We start from the raw sequence: 25,138 nt of genomic DNA on the forward strand, positions 1-25,138 counted from the left end.
ACTTATGGTGTAATTCTTTTAACAGGCTTAACATGATAACCATTATATAAGGTGCGTAGGCTCCTTTGGAAAAGTTCTTCTTTTCTGAAAAATGAATGTTAATTCGTTATATGTAATAAAAATTCATGAGAATAATTTTATGTTTTCTAAATTTATTCCTTTACATCAATGTGTATTATTTATTACAACAGCTTCATGTCAAAGATAAGATGTGAAAGCAAAGGGAAATATAAGTATCTTTATAACGAGTTCCTAATATAATCAATGTGTTAACGAAAGGAACTCTGTATTATGTTTACTTTTCTATTAACTAATACAGCTTCAAAAAATAGACACAATTGCTACATACCAATTGTAATTTATTATCTATTCATAATTCTGTTTATTCTGTCTTTCTAAAAATAAAAAAATATTAGACTCGCAAATATAAACGTTATAATGAGGGCGTCGAGAGGTAACCGATTACCTACGAAGAAAATATCAAACATTTTAAAATTGGACAGACTGAAACGATTAATTACAGAAAGGTGTGTGACCAGAAGGGGAATTTCTTCAAAATAGTTTAGCAGCAGCGGACATCGTATTAGCTGGTGTAAACAATATCATCAATGGTAAGTATAGGGTTGGAGGATAAATGCCTCGCACATTAAGAGAGACAGCTTTAGGTGGAATCGTTTACAATATGGCGCATCTAGTAAGCGGTTCATTTTTTAAGAATGGTCTATATTCTTAAGCCTAAAAAGAGACGTAAGAATAGGATACAAGGGGGATTTATTATATGAATGGGAATACTGCAAAAAAAATAGAATTTCAAGCTGAAAATAATGCAGTGAAAAATGAGAAATATCCAGATCCTAAAAAGTGGCATAAACAAGATACTACCTGGGCATTGAGCCTTTTTGGAACAGCAATTGGAGCAGGAGTACTCTTTTTACCTATTAATGCCGGTTCAGGTGGTTTATTATCATTACTGTTAATTACGATACTTGCATTTCCTGTTATGTATTACTCACATAGGGCACTTGCTAAAATGATATACGCTTCCAATTCTGCTGATGAGGGGATTACAGGCACAATAAGAGAGTATTTTGGCAATAAGGCAAGTATAATTTTTAACATAGTATATTTCGTCTCAATTTATACGATCGTACTGATGTATTCGGTTGCACTTACAAATACTGCAAGTAGTTTTATCGTGCATCAATTGCACATGCCGGAGCCTCCAAGGGCCATTTTATCACTTGTATTAGTACTCGGTCTTATCGCTATACTAAATTTCGGTCAAGATATCACTGTAAAGATAATGAGCATGCTAGTATATCCTTTCATAGCTTCTTTACTGTTTATCTCAATATCTTTAATTCCACAGTGGAATACGTCAATGCTTAGTTTCTCAAGTGCGTCTACTGCTTCAACAGGAACAGGGTATTTTGGAGTGATATTGATGATACTACCAATCATCGTATTCTCGTTCAATCATTCTCCTATGATTTCGTCATTCGTTATGAAACAGAGAGCTACGTATGGAATAGAAGCTACTGATGCCAAGTGTGCTCAAATACAAAAAGTTTGCTATATCATGACATTCGCTGTTGTTATGTTCTTTGTTTGGAGCAGTACTTTAAGTTTGACTCCAGATGATCTTAAGATGGCAAAAGAACAGAACTTGTCAATCCTATCATATCTTGCTAATGAGCTTAATTCGCCTGTAATCACTATTGCAGCTCCTATCATTGCTTTTGTGGCTATTACAAAGTCTTTCCTTGGCCATTATGTAGGAGCGTATGAGGTAATGCGTGACATGATTATGAAGTCCGGTAAAAAACGCGGGAAAGATATAGGAGAAAAAACAGTTCAGACAATGATTCTTACTTTTGTCGTATTAACATGCTGGTATGTTGCTTATGCAAATCCAAGTATTCTTGGAATCATTGATGCTCTTAGCGGTCCATTAGTTGCTGCGATCTTATGTCTATTACCAATGTATGCGATTCGTAAAGTACCAGTACTGGCTAAATACAGAGGGAAAATGAGCAATGTGTTTGTCATTATTGTAGGTATACTTACTGTCCTAGCAAGTATTAAGTCATTATTCTAATTCGCTATTGTTAGTTCAAGTGCTAAAATAGCGGGATATGAAAAATGAATGAAAGAGATTATGGAGAAGATAAATCCAAATTCGAATTTAGAACAAGTAATTTAATGAGGGTTAAACTCTAATATGAAAAGACATGAACAAAGATTAGTTCATGTCTTTTTTTGTGTTGGCGTTATTCTTAGAAGAGCGTTTCAAGTAGCGGTAGCGAATAAAATGTTTTTACTAGGTATTTAAATAGAGGTAACTGGCATCTAGTCAAACTCAATATTATTTTGGGTTTAACTGACCACTGCTTATGGGCAGTATAAACATAATCTCTCTTTTAAACCTTCTAACACTTCTTCAGGAACTTCCCTGATTTTGATATCTTTACCTAGGAAAAGTAGCCAATTTGTTATTTCTATCAATTCATCGAGATTATTAACATTGATAAAAGTTTTTAGAATGGCTGTGGATTGGTAAGGATTTGTATAGGAAATAGAAATTTTTATAGGATGGTATTTTTTGAACTGGGTAATCGCTTTTGGACCAAGTTCAAGTACAAGGTTGATTGCTTCGTCCTTCTTACTTAGTTTTTCTGAAATTTTTTTCTTACTTAATCTAGTTTTCGTCGTATAGGTTTCGACATTAATGAGATGATCGACAAGAAACATCTTCTTTTTTTCTTCTTTTATGTCAAAGCCTTCAATTATCCAATGGCTTTTTTCTTGATAAAGGTGCAGTAGATAAATTGGATAAGACTTGGTTTCCTCCTCTTCTTTTACGGTAATCAATAAATGGCTATCTAAAAGAAGGATTTGGATGAGTTTTTCTAACATAGGATGGGGGAGGTCAGAAAGCTCAAGTAGGTCAGGATTATGAGGGTTAGTCCCTTCAAAAAGCAAGATTTGATTTAAAAGAACAAGGTCATCCTGCTGGATTTCTGAGATGAGTCCTAGTAGTTTTTCGGCTAAAGACTGACGACTCTTTAGATAGGGAAGTTGTTGATTTCTTGTGGCCATAAAGGCAATAAAAAGAGCTTTGACCTCATTATCAGTAAAGCGAACAACGGGCAAGATAGAGTTATGCATGACAAAATATCCTCCATCCCTGCCAACTTCAGCGACGAGCGGCATCCCCATGGCTTCAATTTCTCTAATGTCTCTAATAGCTGTCGATCGTGAGATGTTAAATTCTCGTATGATTTCAGAAATTGTAAAGTGGGAGCGGTTGTTAATATAGCGCATGATCGTATTAATCCGTTCAACTTTTTTCATGTTGGTCTCCTAAACAGTATCATTTTTTGACATGATTTAAAGATATTATAAACTCATCAAGTGAAAAGATAAATCGTTTGATCAATTTAAAAGTGAGGAAGGTTTTAAATATGAAAAATTATACAATAGAAGAAAAAGATAGCTTTATCGTGTTAGGTATTGGAACTGAACTTAAGAGCCACTATACAGACTTTGCGGGCATAAACAAGGAAAAGGCAGACTTTTGGCTGGCTGTCGAACAAGATGGAAGGTTGGACACTTTAAAAGCTTTAGCTACAAATGATTACATTTTTTCTGTGAGTGAAGCGGTGAATAACAAGATGATGTATTACGCTGGTGTCATGACAGAGGCAACGATACAAGAAGAATCTAGAGTTATCCAGTTTCCGAGGGGAGAATACCTAGTAGTTAAAGGGGAAGGCGATACAGCTGAGGAGCTAAGTAATAAGCTTACTGGTATTGCATTTGGTCAAGCATTAGCAGAAGTAAAAGATTTTTCCTATGTTGGTGGGCCAAATACAACAGTTGAGATGGGGCAGCGAAACGGCTTAGTATTTGGTGAAATATGGATTCCAGTTGTTAGGAAGTAAAGTATTAAAAGGAGAGATGGAATTGTCCAATATAGTTGATTTTAAAAACGTAACTACAGCTGGCATGGAGTCTTCACCCGTAGCAGAAGCACTTGCTGGTTTACGTGCCCATGAAGCACGTTACTTTATGAATAAATACAAGCATGAATTTACGGTTGTACCAGCTAGTGAAAGCGAGAAGACTCTTGATTATGTGAACCGCATTTTGAAAGAAGAACGTGATATTGAGTTTGCGGCAAAACCTTTAGAAACATCGTGTTTTCAAGTGGAAAATATTAAATTTGCCTATGTCTTCTATGAGGATGGTCTTGCAGTCAACGTCATGTATACGCTGGATAACCCAAAGAAGCGGGCTGTTGGATTTAAGCTTTCTGAGGGAATGGAGATACCAACGGAGTTAGTAGAGAAGTTTAAGTTTGCTAGACAGAAGTCTAAACTTGCTGGAACAATTCGAGGTTCGTTTTTTGTAATTAAAGGAGAATATATTGCAAGTTGAAGAATCAGTCATTTGTTGTATTGAGTTATTCTTTTAAAAGGCGCGATTAAGGCTAACAATCTTAAATTGTTAGCCTTTTTTACATAAGTATAATATTCATAGTCTGCTACACACTACGTTCAGATAAAATAAAACGAAAGGAAATTACTGTAGAGTGGTGGTGGCGTGAGCAAAAAAAGGCTATTTGAGTTATTCTTAGTAACTTTTGCTTTACTATTCCTTCATGTAAGCACATTTACTAATGAAAAATTGAATGATAAATTTGGTAACTTTACCTTCTTTGTTGTATTTCTCATGTTTTATATCAACGTTGCATTTATAAAGCGGTATTTTGATGATATACAAAAGTGGATTCGAAATATCACATTTCTTCTTGCCCTGTTAGTAGTAACTTTAATATCACTATGGATAGGTTACTTTTAAAGCCTTGTGATTAAGGGATTTTTGTTTTGTTATCTTTCCTTAACAACAAACAAGACGCCAACCAGATCATGGTAGCGCCTACTATAATATAATCTCTTTTCTAGATATGCCTTTATCAAGAATCAAAGAACTTAATACCACTTAGTACAAAAGCATCAGAACTTGGGCTATAACCAACTAACTTTCTTGTTCCTTCAATATCAATTCGTTTAAACCTGTTGTTAGATACACCATGTAAAATTGAAAATGGAGGTAAGTTCTTTGCCGTCATCGACTTTAAGAGAAGGTCCATAAAATCTTCTGGGCTTAAGTATGCACTCATATCTCTAGCTGTTAGTGGTTTACCATATGGATTATAATCATCATATGCACCTATACGAATAGCAAGACTTTGTAACCCTTCTTCATAAGCAAAATAAGAAGCAACAGCCTCTGCAAAACACTTACTTACCCCGTACATATTTTTGGGTCTCGTGGGTGAATAAGCATGTGGTTGATAATCCAAAGGATAGCCTTCAATTGTTTGAGCACTGGAAGCAACTATCACTTTGGATACATTATTATCACTAGCAGCTCTAAAAATATTATAGGTTCCCTTTATATGATTTTCTAATAAGGAGCCATAAAAATCAGCATTTGGCGAAGGATTACCTGCCAAGTGTATAACTATATCTATACCTTTCGTAAATTCTTGACAAGCAGCTAAATCAGAAACATCTAAATATATGATTTCATGATTTGTATCTTTAAAAGTTTCTAAAGCAGATAAGTTAATATCTGCTAGCCGTAACTGGTAATTCCCTTGCTTATCTAGGAATCTTGTAACATCTTGGCCAATCTTACCTGCAGCACCTGTAACTAAAATTTTTTGCATTTCACTTCATCCTTCCATAAAAAATACATCCCTTGTCAAGGGTCATATAATAGAGCATGCACTTATTGTATGTTGGTAATGGCATTAAATAAAACGAAGAAATATAATGGAGACATGAATAAAATTCATGAGGAGGACCATAGTGACTTTAACAAAATATGAAATATTTAACAAAGTGGCAGAACTCAATAGTTTTACAAAAGCTGCAGAAGTGTTAGGTTTCACCCAATCTGCTGTAAGTCATGCAATTAGCAGTTTGGAAAAAGAGTTTTCCTTTCCTTTATTTATTCGTAATCACTCTACTTTAACATTGACCAAAAATGCAGAGGAGCTTTTAATTACCGTTCGGAAAATTTTATACTATAACAACATGCTGAAGCAGGAAGTAGCCGCTATCAATGGGTTCCAAAAAGGAACAGTAAGAGTGGGGGTTTTTTCGAGTATTTCTAAAAACTGGATTCCTGGTATTCTTAAAAAAATGGAGGAAAAGTTTCCAAATATTGAAATCGAATTACTGGAAGGAAACTATGCTGAGGTTGAGAATTGGTTACAAAACGGGAGATTAGATTGTGGATTTATTAATAATGATACTTACTTTGAATCATTTGAAAAATCCTTTGAAATCGTACAATTGAAGAGGGATCGACTTTTATGTGTTGTATCTAACCAATCCCCATTATGTAAGGAAAACCAAGTATCAATGCAACAAATAGAAAATGTACCTTTTATTATGCCAACATATCAGTGTTATGATGATATTCAAAAAATATTTAGGGAGAATAAAGTTAGCCCCAATATTCGATTCGAAAATATGAATGAATACTCAGTGATCTCCATGGTGGAGAATAATCTAGGAATTAGTATATTGCCAGAAATGATTATACCGACATCAAAAATTTCTTTTGCAGCCATTCCACTTGAAAGTGATAGCTATCGAACTATTGGATTAGCTATAAGAAAACCAACCTCACTCGCGACTAAGAAATTTTCTGAGATTACTAAAAGGTGGGTATCATTTGAATCAATTTAATTTTGCCAAAATCTGAGTTATTTAAACTGATAGGGTTCTTCTTGAACGGAGCAGATTAGTTCAATAAGCAATGAGAAAAAGTTATATATTATGTGTCGATGTAGAACTATAATATACAAAAATCAGGAGGTAATTATATAGTAATATATAAATTATATGACAGAACACCCTAATAACTTTGACTAATTACTAAACCTATATGAATCTTTATGATGGAATTCACTTAAATTAACAAGTAATGATTTGGAACGAATGTGCAATCAAAGTTGATACGCCATACGCATTTGATGAAAAATAATTAGTGGGTATGGGACGTGTTATTTCAGATGGTGTAATTACTGGAGTAGTTTGGGGAATATATGTTCTATCAATCTATCTGTCCGAAGGAATCGCCGCCATGTACAAATCGCGCTGGGCAATTGAATCATTTTTCCGCTGGATTTAGCTGAATTTGAACGTTCCCGTATTGTTTGGCACAACATCCAATGCGTTGTTCAATCAGTTATTCACAGCTATAATTGCCTATGCTTTGCTGAAATTTCTTCGTGCACAAGGCCAAAAGACAAAATAAACGCTTGTCATTTGCAGGTTTCACACGCCTGTTTCTTTGTGAAGCCTTGTCAATTGAGTGGCAAATTAGTTTGAAAGAAACACTTGAATTCTACAGGTCGATAAATCAAGAAACTGTATTACTTTGGTTAATCAACATACGTGTTAATTTATAGTATAATGATTGCTTGAAATAATGCGGTGGAAAACAGGGAAAAGAGGGAACCGATGCCTACTATACTAGTTGCTGACGACGATGCGAACATTCGCGAACTCGTCTGTTTATTTCTACGCAACGACGGATTCGCAACAGCTGAAGCAGCGGACGGCAAGGAAGCACTGGCCGTCTACATCTCAACGAATGTCGATCTTGTCGTACTTGACATTATGATGCCGATTATGGATGGTTGGACGTTAAGCAAGGAGCTCCGAAGAGCCAATCCTGATCTACCTTTACTTATGCTGACTGCGAGAGGAGAAACATGGGAGAAAGTGAAAGGTTTCGAACTTGGGACGGATGATTATTTAACCAAACCATTCGATCCGTTAGAGTTGACGGTTCGTGTTAGGGCACTACTCAAACGATACAAGATTGGCTCCACGCAGACGATCCATTTAGGGAACGTCATCCTTGATCGACAGACCTATAAGGTGATGAAAGGGACGGAGTCGCTTACGTTGCCGCTAAAGGAGTTCGAATTGCTGTATAAGCTCGCTGGAACACCCGGACAAGTCTATACGCGCGTGCAGTTGATCGATCAGATTTGGGGTATCGATTACGCCGGAGATGATCGAACGGTAGACGTACATATTAAACGGCTGCGTGAACGGTTCGCGACAACACACGATTTTCGGATCGAAACGGTGCGCGGGCTTGGGTATCGGCTTGAGGTTTATGAATGATCAGATCCTTATATATACGTGTTGTCCTGACATTTTTAGTCTCCATCATCGGGGGCACGATCATTTCTTTTTTGGTGTCAACTTGGATATTCGAAGATAAATTGAACGAAAACGCTCAAATCAACTTACGTAACTTTGGCCAAGACATCGTCCGGATTTACAAGACCTTTCCGTTACGTGAAGCGGACTTGTTCGTAAGTGAAATGAAGCAGCTCGATTCTTATTATATTCGAATTTACGAAGCAACGGGTCAGTTCAAGTCTTACGGTAAACTTCACGGATACAAACCTGCGCCTGTGACGATGGAGCAACTAAAGAAAGTATTAGATGGAGGTGTTGTTCAGGACACTCCTAATGGTATTGCCACGGTCCTCTTAGGGTTGCCGTTGAAAACGGAAATGGGAACGAAAGCGATATTTTTGGAAGCGCTCGCCCCTCCTTCAGCCTCTTTTGTCACAAAGTGGGCATTGGTCTTTGCAACATGTTCGTTGATTGCAGGAAGCTTATTGATTCTAGTTGCCTCTGTATTCCTGGTAAGACCGATAAAAAAGCTGACAAAAGCGACCAAGCGGATAGCATCTGGAGATTTCAACGTCAAGTTGAATATTAAGCAAACGAGTGAGCTGGGTACTTTGGCTCGCAGCTTCGAAGAAATGATGCACGATCTGCAGCAACTTGAGCAGATGCGCAGGGAATTCGTAACGAACGTGTCGCACGAGGTTCAGTCTCCGCTCACTTCGATATCCGGTTATGCTCTAGTGCTTAAGCAAGTTGACCTTTCAGAATACGAACGAAGCCGTTATCTTGATATTATCATCGCTGAAGCGAAAAGGATGTCCAAAATGAGTGATAACCTGCTAAAGCTGAGTTTTCTTGAATCGCAGTCAAAGCAACTGCGGCTCGTCACACTCAGCCTCGATGAACAAATCCGACGGATAATCGTGGCGCTCCAGCCACAATGGTCTGCTCGCGATATACATTTCGAGCTTGATTTACAGACAGTTAAAGTAACGGCTGATCATGACCTGTTAAATCAGGTATGGACGAATATCCTCAGAAATAGCATCAAATTTTCCGAGGATGCCGGCGTGATTAACGTAAGCATCAAACAAGATATCAAAAACGTGACAATCCTAATATCCGACACTGGTATTGGTATTCACCTTGACGACCAGAAGCGTATATTCGATCGTTTTTTTAAGGCCGATCGTTCCCACAGTCGTAAGTATGACGGAAGTGGTATGGGACTCGCTATCGTTAAACAGATCGTGTCGCTTCATCAAGGTGACATCCGAGTGAAAAGTGAACCTGGTCAAGGAACGACCTTCATTGTCACCTTGCCAATCACTACACCAACAGATTAGTTAGATTCATTCTCTATGCTACGACTCATATGCAAGCTTACTTGCATATAGAGCCGTAGCATTTTTTTGGGCAGTTCATATTCAGTTCATATTGTCGTCATGGTGAGTACATCTTCATTGGTTAAGTTTTCATTACAGGCACATGAAGGAAGGCAAACAGATCAGGACAGGAGAAGATGACAGTGACACAACAAGAGGAAAAGAAAACGCTGAGTGGAATGAAAATAAAGAAATTGCGAAACATCTTACTTAAAATCATAGGAGCAATCGTTCTAGCCATTGTACTTTTTTTAGGTATTGTTTATATCGTAAATGTGATGAGTAGTCATTCGGAGCAAAAACGAATAGTGCCCTACGGGCAGCACGTATCTGTAGACGGGAAAAACATGAATGTGTTAATTCAAGGCGAGGGCGAGGAAACGATCGTGCTCCTGCCTGGTTATGGAACAGCTACTCCAGGGCTTGATTTTAAGCTTCTTATCGATGAATTATCTCCATTTTACAAAGTTGTTGCGGTAGAGCCTTTCGGTTATGGATTAAGTGATGAAACTGTAAAAGAGCGAACCACGGAGAATATGGTAAGTGAAGTTCATGAAGCTCTACAGCAGCTTAATATTAACAGATACATGCTCATGGGCCACTCCATTACAGGTATTTATGGAATTGATTATGTGAACAAATATCCAAACGAGGTGACTGCATTTGTCGGAATCGATAGCAGTGTTGCAACACAACCGGGTATGGATATCAATTTCCCATTAAAAACGTTTGCATATCTCAAAAAATCAGGCCTCTTAAGATTGGCTATGAAAATCAGTGCTGACCCCTATGCTGGACTGGCATTTGATGAAAAAACCGTAGAGCAAATGAAAATGATTTCGAATAAAAACATGTATAATGACACAACCTTGAATGAGATGGACCATATTTCGTCTAATTTTAAAGGGGCTCAAGGTTTAATCTTCCCTAAATATCTTCCACTTCTTCTCTTTGTACAAGCGAATAGTGAAGATGTAGCAGGATGGATACCTCTGCATGAAGGGCAGATCAAAGACTCGGTACATGGAAAAGTAGTAACCATGGATGGATCACATTATTTACACCATACCAAATTCAAAGAAATCGCTGAAAACGTTAGACTATTTATGAAAGAAGTAAAGTAAGTGTTCAGAGAAATGTTCATCCGTTATTTTATGCATTTGTCTACAGTCTGCAAGACCATCATTTCGATGGTCTTTTTTATGTCCAAACAGTTGTATATTTCCAAACCAAGATTATACTTTCGCCTGAAAGACATTGGGTTTCATTTTCATATTAACTAACGAGGCAGGTGTGCGGCCAAGCCTAGGTCGTATCATATAACGGGTGGGATTCCCGTCGAGTAAGAACTAGCCATTCGCTCGTAGCGAGTCTTGGAGGGCTAAAGGTAACTTTAGTCTTTAAGCGTTAACAGTTAGGTGGCGGATTTGCTTTACTGATCGTTCTATTCATCCTGTTAATCATTATAGGATGTAGTTGTTGGGGAGGCGGTAGCGGCGGATTCGGTTACTAAAAAAGGGGCACTCATAAGAGTGTCTTTTTTCTCAATATAAGAACTCTAAGAATATGATATTATTTTAATGCAAATTCCCGTTTGTGCAATGAGATAGTAATGCCCAACAAAAAACCCACCTATTTCCGTAGGTGGGCCTTATCTTTATTACACAATATCAAAGTATACTCTCTTTTTCTCGTAAATTTTATGTAATTATACATATTTGTAAAAATTACATAAAATAAATATTACATGTAGTAAAATATAAATTGTGGACACGTTCTATAAAGCTGATTCTCCGATTAGAAGGCGTAACACATCTCAACCATATAGGTGTGGCGTTGCTTTAATCTAGCCAAACAAACGATCTCGATTCTCTTGTATTTGTACACTAACAATCTGTTGAAAATAAATGATTCTGTTTTATAGGACGTGTTTACTTAATGTCCAATACATATTATTAAATTAAAGTGGTTCAAGTCGGAGGAAGGCACCTTAGGGTGTCTTTTCTTTATGGGGTCTCATCACATCGGTATCTGACTTATTTTTTATGTTTATCATGCAATTTTTTTTTGTTGCATTTCTTTTTATTAGCTTGATAGCGATGGGGTCCCGCCAACATAACGCGAATTTCGTACGCTAAGGAACTTTTTATTTAAAAAACTTGGTTTTCCGTACATTAAGAGTGTTCCATAAACGGTATTTGATGTTTGATATAAAACTTTGTTTTTGGTAATGAGTTTTTGAACTGAATTTTAAACATATTTCAGTCAGTTTTGATAGATATAAATAAAGTTCCTTAAACGACCGTTTTAGGGACTATTTGGACTGGTTAGTCAACATGTGATACCGCCAGCATTTCGAAAAAAAACACGCTAAGCAAATTAAATAAGAAATAAGCAGGTTTTTATCACGTTAAGAGTAAACCTATTTATGAAAAATAAAATTCTTGAAAAATGGAGAGCCGATACCATAAACCTGCATTATTAATGTAGAATTTTGATGTTGGCTCTTTATTTACTAAAATAGCAAGTTAGTGAATAAATTGTTCATATTTTTTCGAGAGGAGGTTAAGCAATGAGAGCGCCGTATCAAGTATTGATATTTCCTTATATAAAAACTGATGATTCCATTCAATATGCCATTTTTAATCGAAGTGATTATGGTTATTGGCAAGGAATAGCTGGTGGTGGAGAAGATGGTGAGACTCCTATTGAATCAGCAAAACGGGAAGCGTTTGAAGAGGCTGGTATTATAAGAGAATGTCCATATATAAAACTAGATTCTGTGTCTTCACTACCAGTAGAGGATGTAGTTGGTGAATTTCTTTGGGGAGAAGATGTTTATGTAATAAAAGAATTTTCTTTTGGAGTTAAAGTTCCTACAAAAAATATTAAATTATCTAAAGAACACTTCAAGTATAAATGGTTGTGCTTTGAGGAAGCGGTAACGCTTTTAAAATGGGATAGTAACAAAACAGCTTTGTGGGAATTAAACAAAAGGCTGTTAAAATAATTTAAGTGTTAGTTAACAAAGCCGATAATAGAAATCACACATTAAACATATATTTATACGCGTAGTTACTACACGCTAAGGAATAGTAATAAAAAGATGATGCCGATAAAACTATATAAAAACCAAAAGAATCCTAAGATGGGGAATGTTTTATGAAAATTAAGCATAGTAAACCTCCTTGGATATATAAAGGATTATAATACATCGTTGGTCTATTTAGAATACTAACCATGAATTGGATGACATTAGGCATGGTTAAACTAATAGAAATGATACATTAAACGTATTTAATGAGTCTGCTAGGTATAAAGATAATTGATAATCATACAATGATATGGAAGGGCCTTTTCTAACGTGTTAGTTACCTCAACGTATATGTATCTCTTGGCGCCTGGGCGAGGGTTATAATATGGACAAGCATAATATTATGTAACAGGACGAGTTCTTCGTGTCCTATTCAATGCTCAGGATAAACCCCAATTCACATTGAGAGCACCAATAGCGAGGGTACTCTCTTTTTATTGAATCTACATTTATTTTTATGCCTAATGAATTCGCTAAGTGGATACTATTTCATGTAAAATGGTGATTTTATTTATATTCTGGATAGATTTCTTGCGAAATATGTAACTAGAGCCGTATTTAAATTGAAATATGATACGATAGTTGTATATATACATTTAGATGGTAAGAGGGGATAAAAGTTGATGAAAAACCATATAAAAGTAAATGGAAAACTCCTTCAAACAAATATATAAAATTTTAATTTTTTTGGAGGCGTTCTTCAATAAGTTTTGCTTTTTCATTCACTTTTGTTGTATATGTGAAATCACCGTAACAATATGGATATCTAAAATTTTGTTTATTTCCACCACAAGTGTATGTAGCTGGATTCTGATCAACTTTCAACTTAGAAAACTGTTTAGCTGTATCTTCCGAGTGTTGTTTAGCTTCTTGATTGGCAATAAAATCAATATAGCCTGGCCCCATATTATAGCTTTGAATAATTGTATCCATGCTAACACCTTTTTCTTCTCCATATCTATACATTTGAACAAAGTGCTTTACCCCTTGTTTAATGCTCAAGTTTATCTCTTGGATTTCATTTGGCTTTAATCCAAGTGATTCGGAAGATTGCATAGGGTCGTTGCCCTCACCCCTACTCTCGTGGTACATAATTCCTAGTAAAATTGCTGTTTTTTCTCCCAAATTATATTTTTCTAATTCTTTTTTCATGATGGGCTCATATTGCAATAAACGTTCCTCGGTAGCAAACGCTTTATTTTTTTGAGTATTGGTTTTGTCATTAAAATATAGTATCCCGATTATTGTTCCTAACCCTAAAATACTAATAAAGAATAATATAATAGTTTGTACTTTTCTCTTATTCTTCAAATATTACTCCTCCTTTTACAAGAAACCCTATTTTCAATGGTGGCTGGTTATTAAAAAATTCAATAATTCTCTATTTCCCAGCTTTTTTAGACTCGAAAATTTTTTTCTAAATGCTAAGTTTAATAGAAAAATTTAAAGATAAGGTAAAGATAAGATAAAGATAAAATAAAGTCCATTTTTTAGGGTATCTATTATGTGTTCTAAAGGCTCCAGATTCAAGAGATATATTATCTACATAACCCATAAGAGAGAAGGAGGTAAGCAAAATATCACTTGAAACAGATATAATTCTTTCTTTATTAGATATAAAACTGTGGATGGCCCATCATTCGGAAATTAGTCGCTTAAAAATAAAAAAAAAATTAAAATCAGAACCGTACCTCAATAAGTCTTCAAGTGTTAATAAAAGAAAGCTATATAAGGTGAGGGAATAAAGATTCAACACCAATGATTATCAATAATTGAAGTGCTAATGATTATAATAAAAAGAACCTTCAATAGGCTCTTTTTTATAGTTGGTAAATATGTTATCAACAATAGATGGTAATAAAGATAGAAATTTAGACACTTTTTATTAATGGGCTAAGTTTTCTTAGGAAGAAATCTATTTCTCATGACTGATCGCTAGATATAACAGGATATATCATTTATTAATTTGGGTGGGTGATTTAGCTTTTTGAGTTTACCACACTAAAATTTAAATTTTGTTTAGGGACAAAATGTTAAAGTGTTACATTCTGAATTAACAGAAAATTAAAGTGGTAAAAATCCTATTAAATCTTTTATCAGGTAACTCATATTTCTTTGGCCTTATTTTCATGGTATTACCGAACGTTTATATGTCTCTAAGGGAAAGAAATACTTTAAGTTTTATTACCATCTAATGTTTGATTAAGATGGTAACATGAAAATAAAACGTTTACAACTAGAAAATAAAGAAAAAATATAAAAATTCGACTTTTTTCGACATTACGACTATGAGAGAAAGAATCTAAATTAAGTAAATCTTATATTTAGAGGGGATATTTACCTTATACATAACGGTTAAAACATTTGCAAATGTTTCACGAGTAATTAAAAACGTCGAATATAAAATTATATTGTGACAATTTTAAACGAATATACTTTATAATTCATACTTAGACTAATAAATTAATTACTAATAAATTAAATACGCTATATTTAATAGAGTATAATACGGAATATTTAACTTTAATATTCCGTATTATATATAATTATGAATCATTTAACATATTTGTTGCGGAAAATTTTGACATAAGATATTTTAAATATTAAGCACAGAAACATTTCAAAGAAAAAGAGCTATTTTAAAATGTACCCTAAAAACGTTTTTCCTAAAAGTAGTAAGATTTTGCAAAATGTTTCTGTGCCTAATTAGATGAAAATAATATGATAAATTGTTTAAAAGAGATAAAAATAAGTTGCTTTTATGGAGAAATATACATCCCATACTATTAGAATTATGTCAAATTGTAGTTTGCAAATTACATTTCAAAGTATAAAAGGGGCATTTATTGCAGCTCGAATATCTATTACTGATTTATTGCATAAAAAGGTAGCTGCACAAAAGTACAGCTACTTTTTTCTTGAAAACATTATTATGCAAATAGCATACTTAACGTAAACTTGCGCTTAACGGTACTTGTGAATAAATTGTGAAATTGCTACTCTATGTTTCTAACTAACATTTTTGCACCAGAACCATATAAAAAGGGGACGAATAGTTACGTCTTCTTTTTATATGGTTATATTAGCTACAAAATAATATCATTTAAATAAATCTTCTATTATATTAGCAGGGGATAGTGATAGAAAAGTGTGTTCCTTTTCCTAGTTCACTTTCTATCTCTATATCTCCGTTTAATTCTTTAATAATACTGTACGCAATCATAGTACCAAGCCCAGTACCTTTTTCTGTTGTTGAATAAAATGGCAAGGCAATACGTTTTATTTGTTGGGAAGACATTCCTATTCCTGTATCAATAATATCAATTACAATATTATCTTTTATTTTTTGTATATTTATTTGTAATACGCCACCATTTTTCATAGCCTCAATTCCATTTTGTATGATGTTGGTTAGACATATTTTTAATTTTTCAGTATTAGCATTTATGTAAAGGGAATCTGTTGTAATATGCTGTTTTATTTCAACATTATATGAAAGAGCGAGTGGTGAAATATTATCTTTCACTTGATTTAATATGTAATTAATATCTAGTTCCTCTTTTATAATGTTTTGTGGTTTGGTTAAAGATAAATAGTTATTAATAGTAGATTGTATTTGCTGCATTTCAAGTAACATAATTTCTAAGTACTTATCTTGAGACATCTTAGCACTCTCATCTTCATTTAGTAATTGAGTGAATCCACGTACCGTGGTCAGTGGATTATGAATTTCATGCGCGATCGATGCAGCTAGTTCGCTAGCTATATAAAATTTTTCTGCTCTTTGCATTCTTTCTTTTATTTTATATTTCTCGATCATTCCTTCTATTAAATAAACTGATAATAATACTGTGAAAATATTTATGATTATATAATTGAATAAAAATTCAATGAGAGTAGAGTCAATTTTACCACCTGTATTTATTTGCGTTACAATACCGCAGATAGAAAGGGAAGTTGTACATATCAAAATAAGTAGAATACTTAATAATATCTTCTTTTCCTTGAAATAAGTAGGTGACAAGTAACGAAACATGATTGTAATAACAGAAATAACAGTAAAGGTAATAAATGATGGGAAGACTCCGCTTCCACCTAAGTAAAATCTATAGGAAAGATATAAAACTCCAATACAAATAATGCTCTTTGTATTTCCATATAGAAAAACTAATATAATGGGAATAAAACGTAAATCATAAATGAACCCAGCGTGTAAATGAAAAGGAAAAGTCATACAAAAAATAATTGCAATGGAGGAAAGTACAGAAATTAATATATTATTACATGCCATTTTTTCTTTATGTTCTAGCCAAAATACTTGGTAACTAAGGATACAAATAATAATAATAAATGTATTTAATAATAGTGTAGGAATTCCCATAGTTTATACCTCTCTGAGAGTTTGTAAGTAGGATTATGTATGTGTTTAATCTAGGTGTTTGATTTTATTAGATTTTCTATCTTTAAAAAAGAAAAGGAAGGGCACTTGAAAAAGTGCTTTTTTACCATTTATATTAAAATCGATGAGGAAGATAGAATAAAAAGTTACTTTTATTTATGAACAAAAAAATTGAAAGTAGCCCTTGTATAGGTAAAAGATGAAGCAAATTACTGAAATAGTTACGTTTCTCTGGAGTGAATATTCCGAAAAAACATTGTGTATGGCGAAATCCATTTTATAACCTTCGCCATATTAACATGCAACTTATTAAATTACAAAGAAAAAATTAAAAATTATTATTTTTTTGTTATTTTAATTTATTTAAAAACGTAAAAGTATTCAAGAGGTTACCATTGAGATGCTAGGCTAGGGTACTTAGACCAATATTCGAACTTAGTAATAACGTTGTTACTTTTATACTAATATTCTTAATACTAATTTTAGTATAATTAATCGATTGAAAGTTCCGATAATTACCTACGTACCCCTTTTTTTATATCATTTTATATTAAATACAATGATATTTATTGTCACATAATAATGCAAATTTCCAGTAAACTAATAGAAAAAATCCAATAAAAACATAATTTACTATCTTTTATATAAACATTGCAGGTGTAAATGCAATAAAATTTCATTATTAATACATATATTCAATCTGAAAATATCTTTGTAGTGGTCCTTCATGCGAAGAATCGTTTCCGTACTCCAACTACCGTTATTCTAGTATTTTACCAAGTTTCTTATTTTGTTAAGGTATTCTAATATTGTTACTTTTGTGAAATGAAATGTTTTAATATTATAATTTATAGTGAATGTTGAGAAAATAAATAATTTGTAAAAATAATATAATATTTGTAACTTTATGTCTTATAATATGAAATATCTTTGTTGTGATTATTTTAAATATTTGAATAATTCATCAGATTCATTTTATCTAGGGAGGTTTTAAAATTGGGGAAAAGAGTTGTTAAAAGAGTTTTTGCATTATTATCAGTACTAGCATTATTCTTTAATGTGTTTCTACCGAAGGCAAATGCGGAGGTTATGACGCATGAAAAGTATTCAATGAACTGGAGTTATAGCAACAGTCTAGGAAAGGATATCCGAACTGAAATTATCAAAAATTCAAGCGGTCAAATTGCTTATTGTTTAACTCTTGGCTTAAAATCACCAAATGGTGAAGATCTTCCTGAAATGGGGAAAACAGATAATGTAGTATATAGGGTTCTATTAAATGGTTTCCCACAAAAAAGTATAGAACAACTGGGAGTAGCTAATAAGAATGAAGCACATTATGCAACTCAGCTTGCGGTTTGGAATGCATTAGGTCAACTTGATGTAAATGAATTAAAGCATGAAAATAAAAATGTTGAAAAAGCGGCTAAGACAATTATTAATGCTGCAAATACAAGTGAAGATACTCAAGATATTTTTATGAATGTGATTCCTGCTGAAAAGCAAAAGGCAGAATTAAAGGGTGAGTTTTTTGAAACAAACCTATACACAGTACAAACAAATGCTAAGAGTGGTTCTTATAAAGTAGTAGCGAAAAATGCACCTAATGGAGTTAAAATTGTTAGTGAAAATGGAGAAGTGAAAGATCAGCTTTCACTTGGGGAAAAATTTCGTATCCAAATTCCTAAAGATACAAAAACAGGTGAATTTAATCTAAGTGTTGCTGCAAATTTAACTAAAGTTCAAGCAATTGCTTATCGCGGTACTGATACTGTTCAGAATGCTACAGTGCTACTAGAAAGAAATGAGGAAAAGCTTAGTAGTGACCTTGCAGTAAATTGGGAAGCTGCTGGTTCTTTAAAAATTAAAAAGGTTGGGGAAAATGGAGAAATATTAGCTGGTGCAGTATTTGAAGTCTTTAATGCAAATAATGAATCAGTTGGAAAAATCACGACGGGTGCTGATGGTACTGCAGAATTAAATAACCTACCAATTGGTACCTACACAGTAAAAGAAATTAAAGCACCAACAGGTTATGTTTCAGGTGATAAACCACAAACTATTGAAGTTAAGACAGGGGAAATAGGAGCTGTTCAAGTAGTAAACAACAAAGTAAAAGGTAACATCGAAATAAAAAAACTTAGTGATTCAGGTAAGATGTTGCCTAATGTTGAATTCACGGTCTTTACTGAAGATGGAAAAGAAGTGAAAAAAGTAGTAACAAAAGAAAATGGAATTGCAAATGTTGATGGTCTTACGTATGGTAAATATTATTTCTTAGAGACAAAAACACCTAATGGATATATTGGAAATAAAACAAAGTATCCTTTTGAAATTAAAGAGCACAATAAAACACTTACTTTTACAGTGGAAAATACAGAAGTGAAAGGTAGTGTGAAATTACTAAAAGTAGATAATGAAGATATCAGTAAAAAATTAGAAGGTGCAGTATTCGAGCTAAAAGATGCAAGCGGGAAAGTAATTGGGGAATATAAGACAGATAAAAATGGTGAAGTTAACGTCAAAGATTTAGCGTATGGTAAATATTCATTTGTAGAAAAGGCTTCTCCAAATGGTTACGTTCTTATTACAGAACCAATTGTGTTCGAAATAAAGGAACACGGGAAAATTATTGAGCTATTAGCAGTTAATCATCTTATCAAAGGTGATCTAGAAATTACAAAAGTTGATGTAGCTGATGGAAACAATAAGCTTCCGAATGCAGAGTTTACTATTTATAATGAAGCAGGAAAAGAAGTAGTTAAAGGGAAAACAGACGATAAAGGTATCGCGAAGTTTGAAAAGTTACCATTTGGAAAATACACATATAAAGAAACTGTTGCACCAAAAGGTTATGTATTGAATGAAGAAATATTCTCTTTTGAGATCAAAGAGAATGGTCAAATCATTAAACATATTGTCAAAGATGAAAAGATTCCATCAGTAAAAACAACAGCTACTGATAAAACCGATGGTACAAAAGAAATGCACACTTCTAAGTCTGTAACAATCCAAGATAAAGTGGAATACAAAGACCTACAAGTAGGTAAAGAGTACACTTTAAAAGGTAAATTAATGGATAAAGAGACTAATAAACCATTAGTTGTAAATGGTAAAGAAGTAACTGCTGAAACTAAGTTTACACCAAAAGAAGCAAATGGTTCTATTACACTAGATTTCACTTTTGATGCAACTGGTTTAGAAGAAAAAGAAGTAGTAGTATTCGAAGAGTTACTGAAAGACGGAAAAGTTGTTACTACACATGCTGATATCAATGATAAAGGTCAAACAGTTAAGTTCGTTAAGCCATCAGTAAAAACAACTGCTACAAACAAAGCTGATGGTGGAAAAGAGATTCATTCAAAGGATTCTATCACTATTCAAGATAAAGTAGAGTATACTAACTTAGTTGTTGGTAAAGAGTACACTGTAAAAGGTAAATTAATGAACAAAGCTATTAACAAACCATTATTAATTGATGGTAAAGAAATAACAGCAGAGACTAAGTTCATTGCAAAAGAAAAGAATGGTTTTGTAACATTAGACTTTACTTTCGTTGGTGCTGAACAGCAAGGAAGAGAAGTAGTTGTGTTTGAAGACTTATTGCATGAAGGTCAAGTAATTGCAACTCACGCTGACATTAACGATGTAGGTCAAACAGTTCGATTTGTAGAGCCTTCCATTAAAACAACAGCTACAAACAAAGCTGATGGTTCTAAAGAGTTAGACGCTTCTAAATCTGTAACAATCCAAGATAAAGTGGAATACAAAGACTTAATCGTGGGTAAAGAGTACGTTGTAAAAGGCAAACTAATGGATAAAGCAACAAAAAAACCATTATTAGTTGATGATAAAGAAGTAACAGTAGAATCTAAGTTTACTGCAAAAGAAAAAAATGGTTCTATCACACTCGATTTCACATTTAATGCATCTGCATTACAAGGTAAAGAAGTAGTAGTGTTTGAAGAATTGTATCAAGATAATGTCTTGGTTGCTATTCATGTTGACATCGAAGATAAGGGTCAAACGGTGAAATTTAAAGAGGTAAAACCGGAACAACCAAAACCAGAACAGCCGAATCAAGATAAAAATACTCCAACATCAGAGCAACCTAAAGAGCAAGTAAAAGAGCAACCACAACCTAAGAAAGAAATTCAATCTAAAATTGGATGGTTACCGCAAACAGGCGCTGACCTTACAAGCTGGATCTCTATGGCTGCAGGTGCATTATTGTTAATTGTTGGTGGAGTGATTTTCCTAAAACGTAAAAATGCATAAAAATTAAAAAATAAGCACATCTGTTTTTTTACAAGATGTGCTTATCTTTTATGTTAATAATTTAGTCCTATTTACAGTATTTTAATCTAGTTGCTTATTTTTGAGTTGTTGTAATAATTCCCTGTTTTCTTTTCCTTAGCTTCCAAAGTGTCAGCTTCTAAATTCACTGTGAGACAAAATCCCTTAGCTATTTCAAAAGGTCTCATAGAGAACTGGGGGATATAATGCTCTTTTTTTACAAACTGTGTTTTTTCTGCCGTGATAAAGCAACAAATCCTTTCCTGCTATCATTATAGAGATAATTTTATCAAAAAAAGAGAGCGTTATCTCTTCAATTTAGATAAATGGGACACAAAGTAGTATGGTGTGACAGAAGTGGCTTTGGCCTTACTGAAATGTTAAAGGGAATTTTCATTCATATAGATTGTTTTAAAAAAGGTGCGAAGTCAATTCTATGACTTTGCACCTTTTTATTTCACTTGAACTTTGTTTAAGCGCGTTTATCTACTCATTGTTACGCGTGAATTGCGTTTAAAATCGACACTTTATTCGTAGTAAATAATACATAATTTTGTTTTACAGTTCTAATTAATATACGATCAGTTGTCCCATATGCTGTTCCGATACGGATTGCACTTGGTTCTTCAACACCCGCATAGGTAGCATCTTCGGTAACCTCAATCACATCACGTAATGGAATCGTGACCTCCGCAAATTGCCATGAAATAATTAACTCTTCTTTTGTTTTTTGACATCAATACCTAGCATTATACCAAGACCTTTCTATAATAGAATGCTACACTTCTTATCTTATTATACAAATTTTTAGATTATTTTTCTACATGTATGAATAGAGCTGATTTTTTAAGGGTGCCAAAAGAAAGGGAAGATATACTATCAATCTATTAAGGAATACGTTATGAAGAAAAGTTCACAGGGAATTAATATGGATTTGATATGGTTGAAGTATGATGAATGAGTAACAGTAGGAGTTGCAGGAAGGAAATGAATGATGAGACTTAAATTAGTAGGAACCTTAACTTGTATAGTAGTAATGTTAGGTATCTTTATCATTTACACCAATATATCTATTGGTAAAGAACCATATAAGACAAACCATGAAACTAGTGAAAACTCCATAAATAAAGAAAAAAATAGTAAGCAAAATGGGACTTCAAATAAGATAGCAAGTTCCTTTGCTAGTATACAGGCTGTAGTAAATAAGGAATATGGTTTACCCGAAGACTATATGCCAGAGGATTTAGTTGTACCAAATGTACCGTTCTCATTTAGTGGAACGGTAGAAAAGAGTCATCTTCGTAAAGAAGCAGCGGAAGCGTTAGAAAAACTATTCCTTTTAGCTAAGCAAGATGGGATCCAGTTGAATGCTGTTTCAGGATTTCGTTCCTATGAGTATCAAAAAGGTCTGTATGCCAACAATGTTAAAAAGAAAGGGCAAGAGCATACGGATCGCTTCTCTGCAAAGCCAGGGCATAGCGAACATCAAACAGGGTTAACGATGGATGTTTCTTCTAAAAGTGCGAACAATGAACTAGAGCTATCCTTTGCGAATACGAAGGAAGGAAAATGGCTGAAAGAAAACGCGCATCGTGCAGGGTTTATCATTCGTTATCCTAAGGGGAAGGAAAGTATTACGGGTTATGCATATGAACCTTGGCATATTCGCTATGTAGGAGATATTGCTGAAAATATATATAAGGAAAAACTGACTTTAGAAGAATATATGAATCTGTGAAAATAGAATTGAAGAGTTAAACTGTATTCATTGTTTATGAATGCTACTTTTTCTATTAAAAAGCCTAATTTCTCAATGTTTTGTAGAGAAATTAGGTTTTTTTCATCACTTCATTAGAGTTTTTTAGGCTTCGTTCGTTGGTATACTTCACACAATATTATAAAGGAAATAGAACTTACTGAAGATAACATATGAATGTTTTATAAATGTATCAAAAAAGTGAACAAAATCGTTATTTTGCACAACAAGATAGTCAGCGTAATGAAATAACTGCTTGTAAAAAAAGAAGCCCTATAGGAAATATTACAGGGCTTCACCAAGTTGAGTTATGTCGTATTCAAAAGGGATTTTAACATGATATTTGTGTTGAATAAATTGGTAAATGTGTCCAAGTAATTTGGAGCTATTTTATAAAAAAAGAGAAGCGCTTAATCAGGACGCTCCTCTTAATGCCAATACACAATAACTATCCCATTATACTGTATAAGCGTAAAATATTTAACAATTACCTTCATGCTAAAGAATCTTATCTTTGTCATAAATAAAAGAGCAGTTAGCAAAAACTAACTGCTCATTCTCCAAGGGGGAACAAGGAGAAAAATCTAATGTCATCTATATTATTGACGGAATATTGAGTTTTACTCATAAAAAACTACGTTTAACTTAATGCATAACCCACAATCAAAGTTAGTGTTAAAAACACTGATAATAACAATGTTAGTAAGACTGTTGCTACACTCCTAAGCATCGCAATCCAATTATTCATCTTAGAAAATCCTATAATGCCAGCAAAAAAAGTTCCTATTGTTAAAACTAGTAATATAAATAAAGGGTGAATGTGTAATGAATCCGTGAAAAATTTGAATAATTCAAGTGGAATTTCAAAATATAAACGGAATAGTCCAACGCAAATCAAAGAGCATATAAAGGACCATAGATTGAGGTTATGTTTCATAGCTTTCTCCTATGTTATCAAAATAGTTTTACTCAATTTTAATGGGAAATAAAAGAAAAAGATAGAGGTTATAAATTAGAATCAATTTTTTAACAAAATAATCCTTTTAATAGAAAGAGAGGAATAACAATGGGACTCGGAAACCGTGGGATGGCATTTGAAATGCTTATCAATCTAGCGAATGAAATGTATCATAGAAACAATTAAAGAAAAAGGCGCTTCTATTAAGTCGTTAAAAGACAATTGGCTTGATACTACAAGCGATAATCCATACAGCACTTTCCTACTCACTGTAATGGCTGGTGTTAATCAGTTAGAACGTGACCTAATTCGAATGCGGCAACGAGAAGGTATTGAACTAGCTAAAGAGCGTGGTGTTTATAAAGGGCGCCCTAAGAAGTACGATGATGATAATCCTAATATGGAACATGCTTTAGATCTGCTTGCAAACCGAAAGGAAAACAAGTTTACAGTAAAGAAGATATGTGAAGTTACAGGTGTAAGCCGCACGGTTCTTTATGAGAGAGCAAAAGAAAAGGGAAGTATGTAGATTTTAAAGTAGCGAATGCGCTGCTTTTTTATTTTATCAAATAAATTGTTCTTGAGTAGAAATGAAAATAGGGGTTTGCCTTAAACATTTATTATTAATCAAGAATATGAGTATAGAAACAGGTCTAAATTCTGTAATGGTGGAGGGGATTGTTATGGACATAACTCAAAGTGTGGTAAGAATAGTGGTTAATGGGAAAGACCTTCCGTTCACTTCAGTTCAAACCTCTGCATGGAATCATGGACCTGTAAATGATTTAATCGTTTCGACGAATCAGAGAGTGAATGAGCTTTATCAATTCATGTGGTCACAAGTACCAGTTACGATCTCGGTGTATTTTCTTCAAGGGGCGGACTTAATGAGATTCGCTAGGATCGCTGGAATTAATGAACGTGTAACGGGAGAATATATATATCATTTCATTTGGGGATAAGAAGAATTCAAAGTAGCTTAACAGCTGCTTTTTTATTTTGCATAGAAAAAG

The 25,138-nt window shown here is 33.7% G+C and carries 18 protein-coding genes and 5 pseudogenes; 17 read left to right on the top strand and 6 right to left on the bottom strand.

Annotated features, from left to right (window positions below; translation table 11 throughout):
* The first annotated feature begins 778 nt into the window (after positions 1-778).
* Positions 779-2,098, top strand: a complete 1,320-nt coding sequence (locus NSS74_RS07285; protein ID WP_002033384.1) for an aromatic amino acid transport family protein — start codon at positions 779-781, stop codon at positions 2,096-2,098.
* 293 nt (positions 2,099-2,391) lie between these two features.
* Here the strand turns inward: NSS74_RS07285 and NSS74_RS07290 are convergent, their stop codons facing one another.
* The gene (locus NSS74_RS07290; RefSeq protein ID WP_002033382.1) at positions 2,392-3,354 is read right to left on the bottom strand and encodes a helix-turn-helix transcriptional regulator; all 963 of its coding nucleotides are present in this window, start codon (positions 3,352-3,354) and stop codon (positions 2,392-2,394) included.
* A gap of 110 nt (positions 3,355-3,464) precedes the next feature.
* Between NSS74_RS07290 and NSS74_RS07295 the strand changes: the two genes are divergently transcribed.
* The 3 genes from NSS74_RS07295 to NSS74_RS07305 all read left to right on the top strand — a co-directional run bounded on the left by NSS74_RS07295 (position 3,465) and on the right by NSS74_RS07305 (position 4,863).
* Positions 3,465-3,944: a GyrI-like domain-containing protein gene (locus tag NSS74_RS07295; RefSeq protein WP_002033380.1), complete on the top strand. Its 480-nt coding sequence runs from the start codon at positions 3,465-3,467 to the stop codon at positions 3,942-3,944.
* Positions 3,931-4,440, top strand: coding sequence for a hypothetical protein (locus tag NSS74_RS07300; protein ID WP_002142573.1), 510 nt, complete (start codon positions 3,931-3,933; stop codon positions 4,438-4,440). The genes NSS74_RS07295 and NSS74_RS07300 overlap by 14 nt, the downstream gene beginning before the upstream one ends.
* Positions 4,441-4,605: 165 nt before the next feature.
* Positions 4,606-4,863 carry a DUF3963 domain-containing protein gene (locus NSS74_RS07305; protein WP_033709324.1) on the top strand — a complete coding sequence of 86 codons (258 nt, stop codon included), beginning with the start codon at positions 4,606-4,608 and terminating at the stop codon, positions 4,861-4,863.
* A gap of 115 nt (positions 4,864-4,978) precedes the next feature.
* Here NSS74_RS07305 and NSS74_RS07310 read toward each other — a convergent pair whose 3' ends face one another.
* Positions 4,979-5,737, bottom strand: a complete 759-nt coding sequence (locus NSS74_RS07310; protein WP_002014092.1) for an NAD-dependent epimerase/dehydratase family protein — start codon at positions 5,735-5,737, stop codon at positions 4,979-4,981.
* A 142-nt stretch (positions 5,738-5,879) separates the two neighbouring features.
* Between NSS74_RS07310 and NSS74_RS07315 the strand changes: the two genes are divergently transcribed.
* The 7 genes and pseudogenes from NSS74_RS07315 (at position 5,880) to NSS74_RS07345 (ending at position 12,632) form a co-directional block, all read left to right on the top strand.
* Positions 5,880-6,767, top strand: coding sequence for a LysR substrate-binding domain-containing protein (locus NSS74_RS07315; RefSeq protein WP_002142572.1), 888 nt, complete (start codon positions 5,880-5,882; stop codon positions 6,765-6,767).
* A gap of 156 nt (positions 6,768-6,923) precedes the next feature.
* Positions 6,924-7,158 (top strand): annotated as a pseudogene (locus NSS74_RS07320) (GNAT family N-acetyltransferase); the annotation flags it as partial.
* A 386-nt stretch (positions 7,159-7,544) separates the two neighbouring features.
* Positions 7,545-8,219 carry a response regulator transcription factor gene (locus NSS74_RS07325; protein ID WP_002142571.1) on the top strand — a complete coding sequence of 225 codons (675 nt, stop codon included), beginning with the start codon at positions 7,545-7,547 and terminating at the stop codon, positions 8,217-8,219.
* Positions 8,216-9,583, top strand: coding sequence for a sensor histidine kinase (locus tag NSS74_RS07330; RefSeq protein ID WP_340813337.1), 1,368 nt, complete (start codon positions 8,216-8,218; stop codon positions 9,581-9,583). Before NSS74_RS07325 ends, NSS74_RS07330 begins: the two co-directional genes overlap by 4 nt.
* A gap of 182 nt (positions 9,584-9,765) precedes the next feature.
* On the top strand, positions 9,766-10,746 hold the full coding sequence (locus tag NSS74_RS07335; protein ID WP_002142567.1) for an alpha/beta hydrolase: 981 nt from the start codon (positions 9,766-9,768) through the stop codon (positions 10,744-10,746).
* 293 nt (positions 10,747-11,039) lie between these two features.
* Positions 11,040-11,135: pseudogene (locus tag NSS74_RS07340) on the top strand (YjcZ family sporulation protein); the annotation flags it as partial.
* A 1,059-nt stretch (positions 11,136-12,194) separates the two neighbouring features.
* Positions 12,195-12,632, top strand: a complete 438-nt coding sequence (locus tag NSS74_RS07345; protein ID WP_002142566.1) for an NUDIX hydrolase — start codon at positions 12,195-12,197, stop codon at positions 12,630-12,632.
* A gap of 762 nt (positions 12,633-13,394) precedes the next feature.
* On the opposite strand, the gene NSS74_RS07350 is transcribed toward NSS74_RS07345, so the two are convergent.
* Complete coding sequence (locus NSS74_RS07350; RefSeq protein WP_002035240.1) at positions 13,395-14,027, bottom strand: lysozyme family protein; 633 nt, start codon at positions 14,025-14,027, stop codon at positions 13,395-13,397.
* 1,450 nt (positions 14,028-15,477) lie between these two features.
* Between NSS74_RS07350 and NSS74_RS07355 the strand changes: the two genes are divergently transcribed.
* Complete coding sequence (locus tag NSS74_RS07355; RefSeq protein WP_033732005.1) at positions 15,478-15,672, top strand: hypothetical protein; 195 nt, start codon at positions 15,478-15,480, stop codon at positions 15,670-15,672.
* Positions 15,673-15,840: 168 nt separating this feature from the next.
* Here the strand turns inward: NSS74_RS07355 and NSS74_RS07360 are convergent, their stop codons facing one another.
* Entirely contained in the window at positions 15,841-17,097 is a 1,257-nt protein-coding gene (locus NSS74_RS07360) for an ATP-binding protein (protein ID WP_002142563.1), read from the bottom strand.
* A 1,014-nt stretch (positions 17,098-18,111) separates the two neighbouring features.
* Between NSS74_RS07360 and NSS74_RS07365 the strand changes: the two genes are divergently transcribed.
* The gene (locus NSS74_RS07365; protein ID WP_159146943.1) at positions 18,112-21,393 is read left to right on the top strand and encodes a VaFE repeat-containing surface-anchored protein; all 3,282 of its coding nucleotides are present in this window, start codon (positions 18,112-18,114) and stop codon (positions 21,391-21,393) included.
* 514 nt (positions 21,394-21,907) lie between these two features.
* Here the strand turns inward: NSS74_RS07365 and NSS74_RS07370 are convergent.
* A pseudogene (locus NSS74_RS07370) lies at positions 21,908-22,161 on the bottom strand (SunI/YnzG family protein).
* A gap of 244 nt (positions 22,162-22,405) precedes the next feature.
* Here NSS74_RS07370 and NSS74_RS07375 point away from each other — a divergent pair.
* Entirely contained in the window at positions 22,406-23,149 is a 744-nt protein-coding gene (locus NSS74_RS07375; RefSeq protein WP_033709884.1) for a M15 family metallopeptidase, read from the top strand.
* 658 nt (positions 23,150-23,807) lie between these two features.
* On the opposite strand, the gene NSS74_RS07380 is transcribed toward NSS74_RS07375, so the two are convergent.
* Complete coding sequence (locus NSS74_RS07380; protein ID WP_002142559.1) at positions 23,808-24,104, bottom strand: hypothetical protein; 297 nt, start codon at positions 24,102-24,104, stop codon at positions 23,808-23,810.
* A 129-nt stretch (positions 24,105-24,233) separates the two neighbouring features.
* On the opposite strand from NSS74_RS07380, the pseudogene NSS74_RS07385 reads away from it, so the two are divergent.
* The 3 genes and pseudogenes from NSS74_RS07385 to NSS74_RS07395 form a co-directional block, all read left to right on the top strand.
* A pseudogene (locus tag NSS74_RS07385) lies at positions 24,234-24,302 on the top strand (Holliday junction resolvase RecU); the annotation flags it as partial.
* Positions 24,295-24,654: pseudogene (locus NSS74_RS07390) on the top strand (recombinase family protein); the annotation flags it as partial. The pseudogenes NSS74_RS07385 and NSS74_RS07390, both read left to right, overlap by 8 nt.
* A 154-nt stretch (positions 24,655-24,808) precedes the next feature.
* Entirely contained in the window at positions 24,809-25,087 is a 279-nt protein-coding gene (locus tag NSS74_RS07395; protein WP_033709650.1) for a hypothetical protein, read from the top strand.
* The last annotated feature ends 51 nt before the right edge of the window (positions 25,088-25,138 follow it).

It is taken from the genome of Bacillus sp. FSL E2-8868 (assembly GCF_038005505.1).
In the GTDB taxonomy this organism is placed as follows: Bacteria; Bacillota; Bacilli; order Bacillales; family Bacillaceae_G; genus Bacillus_A; species Bacillus_A mycoides.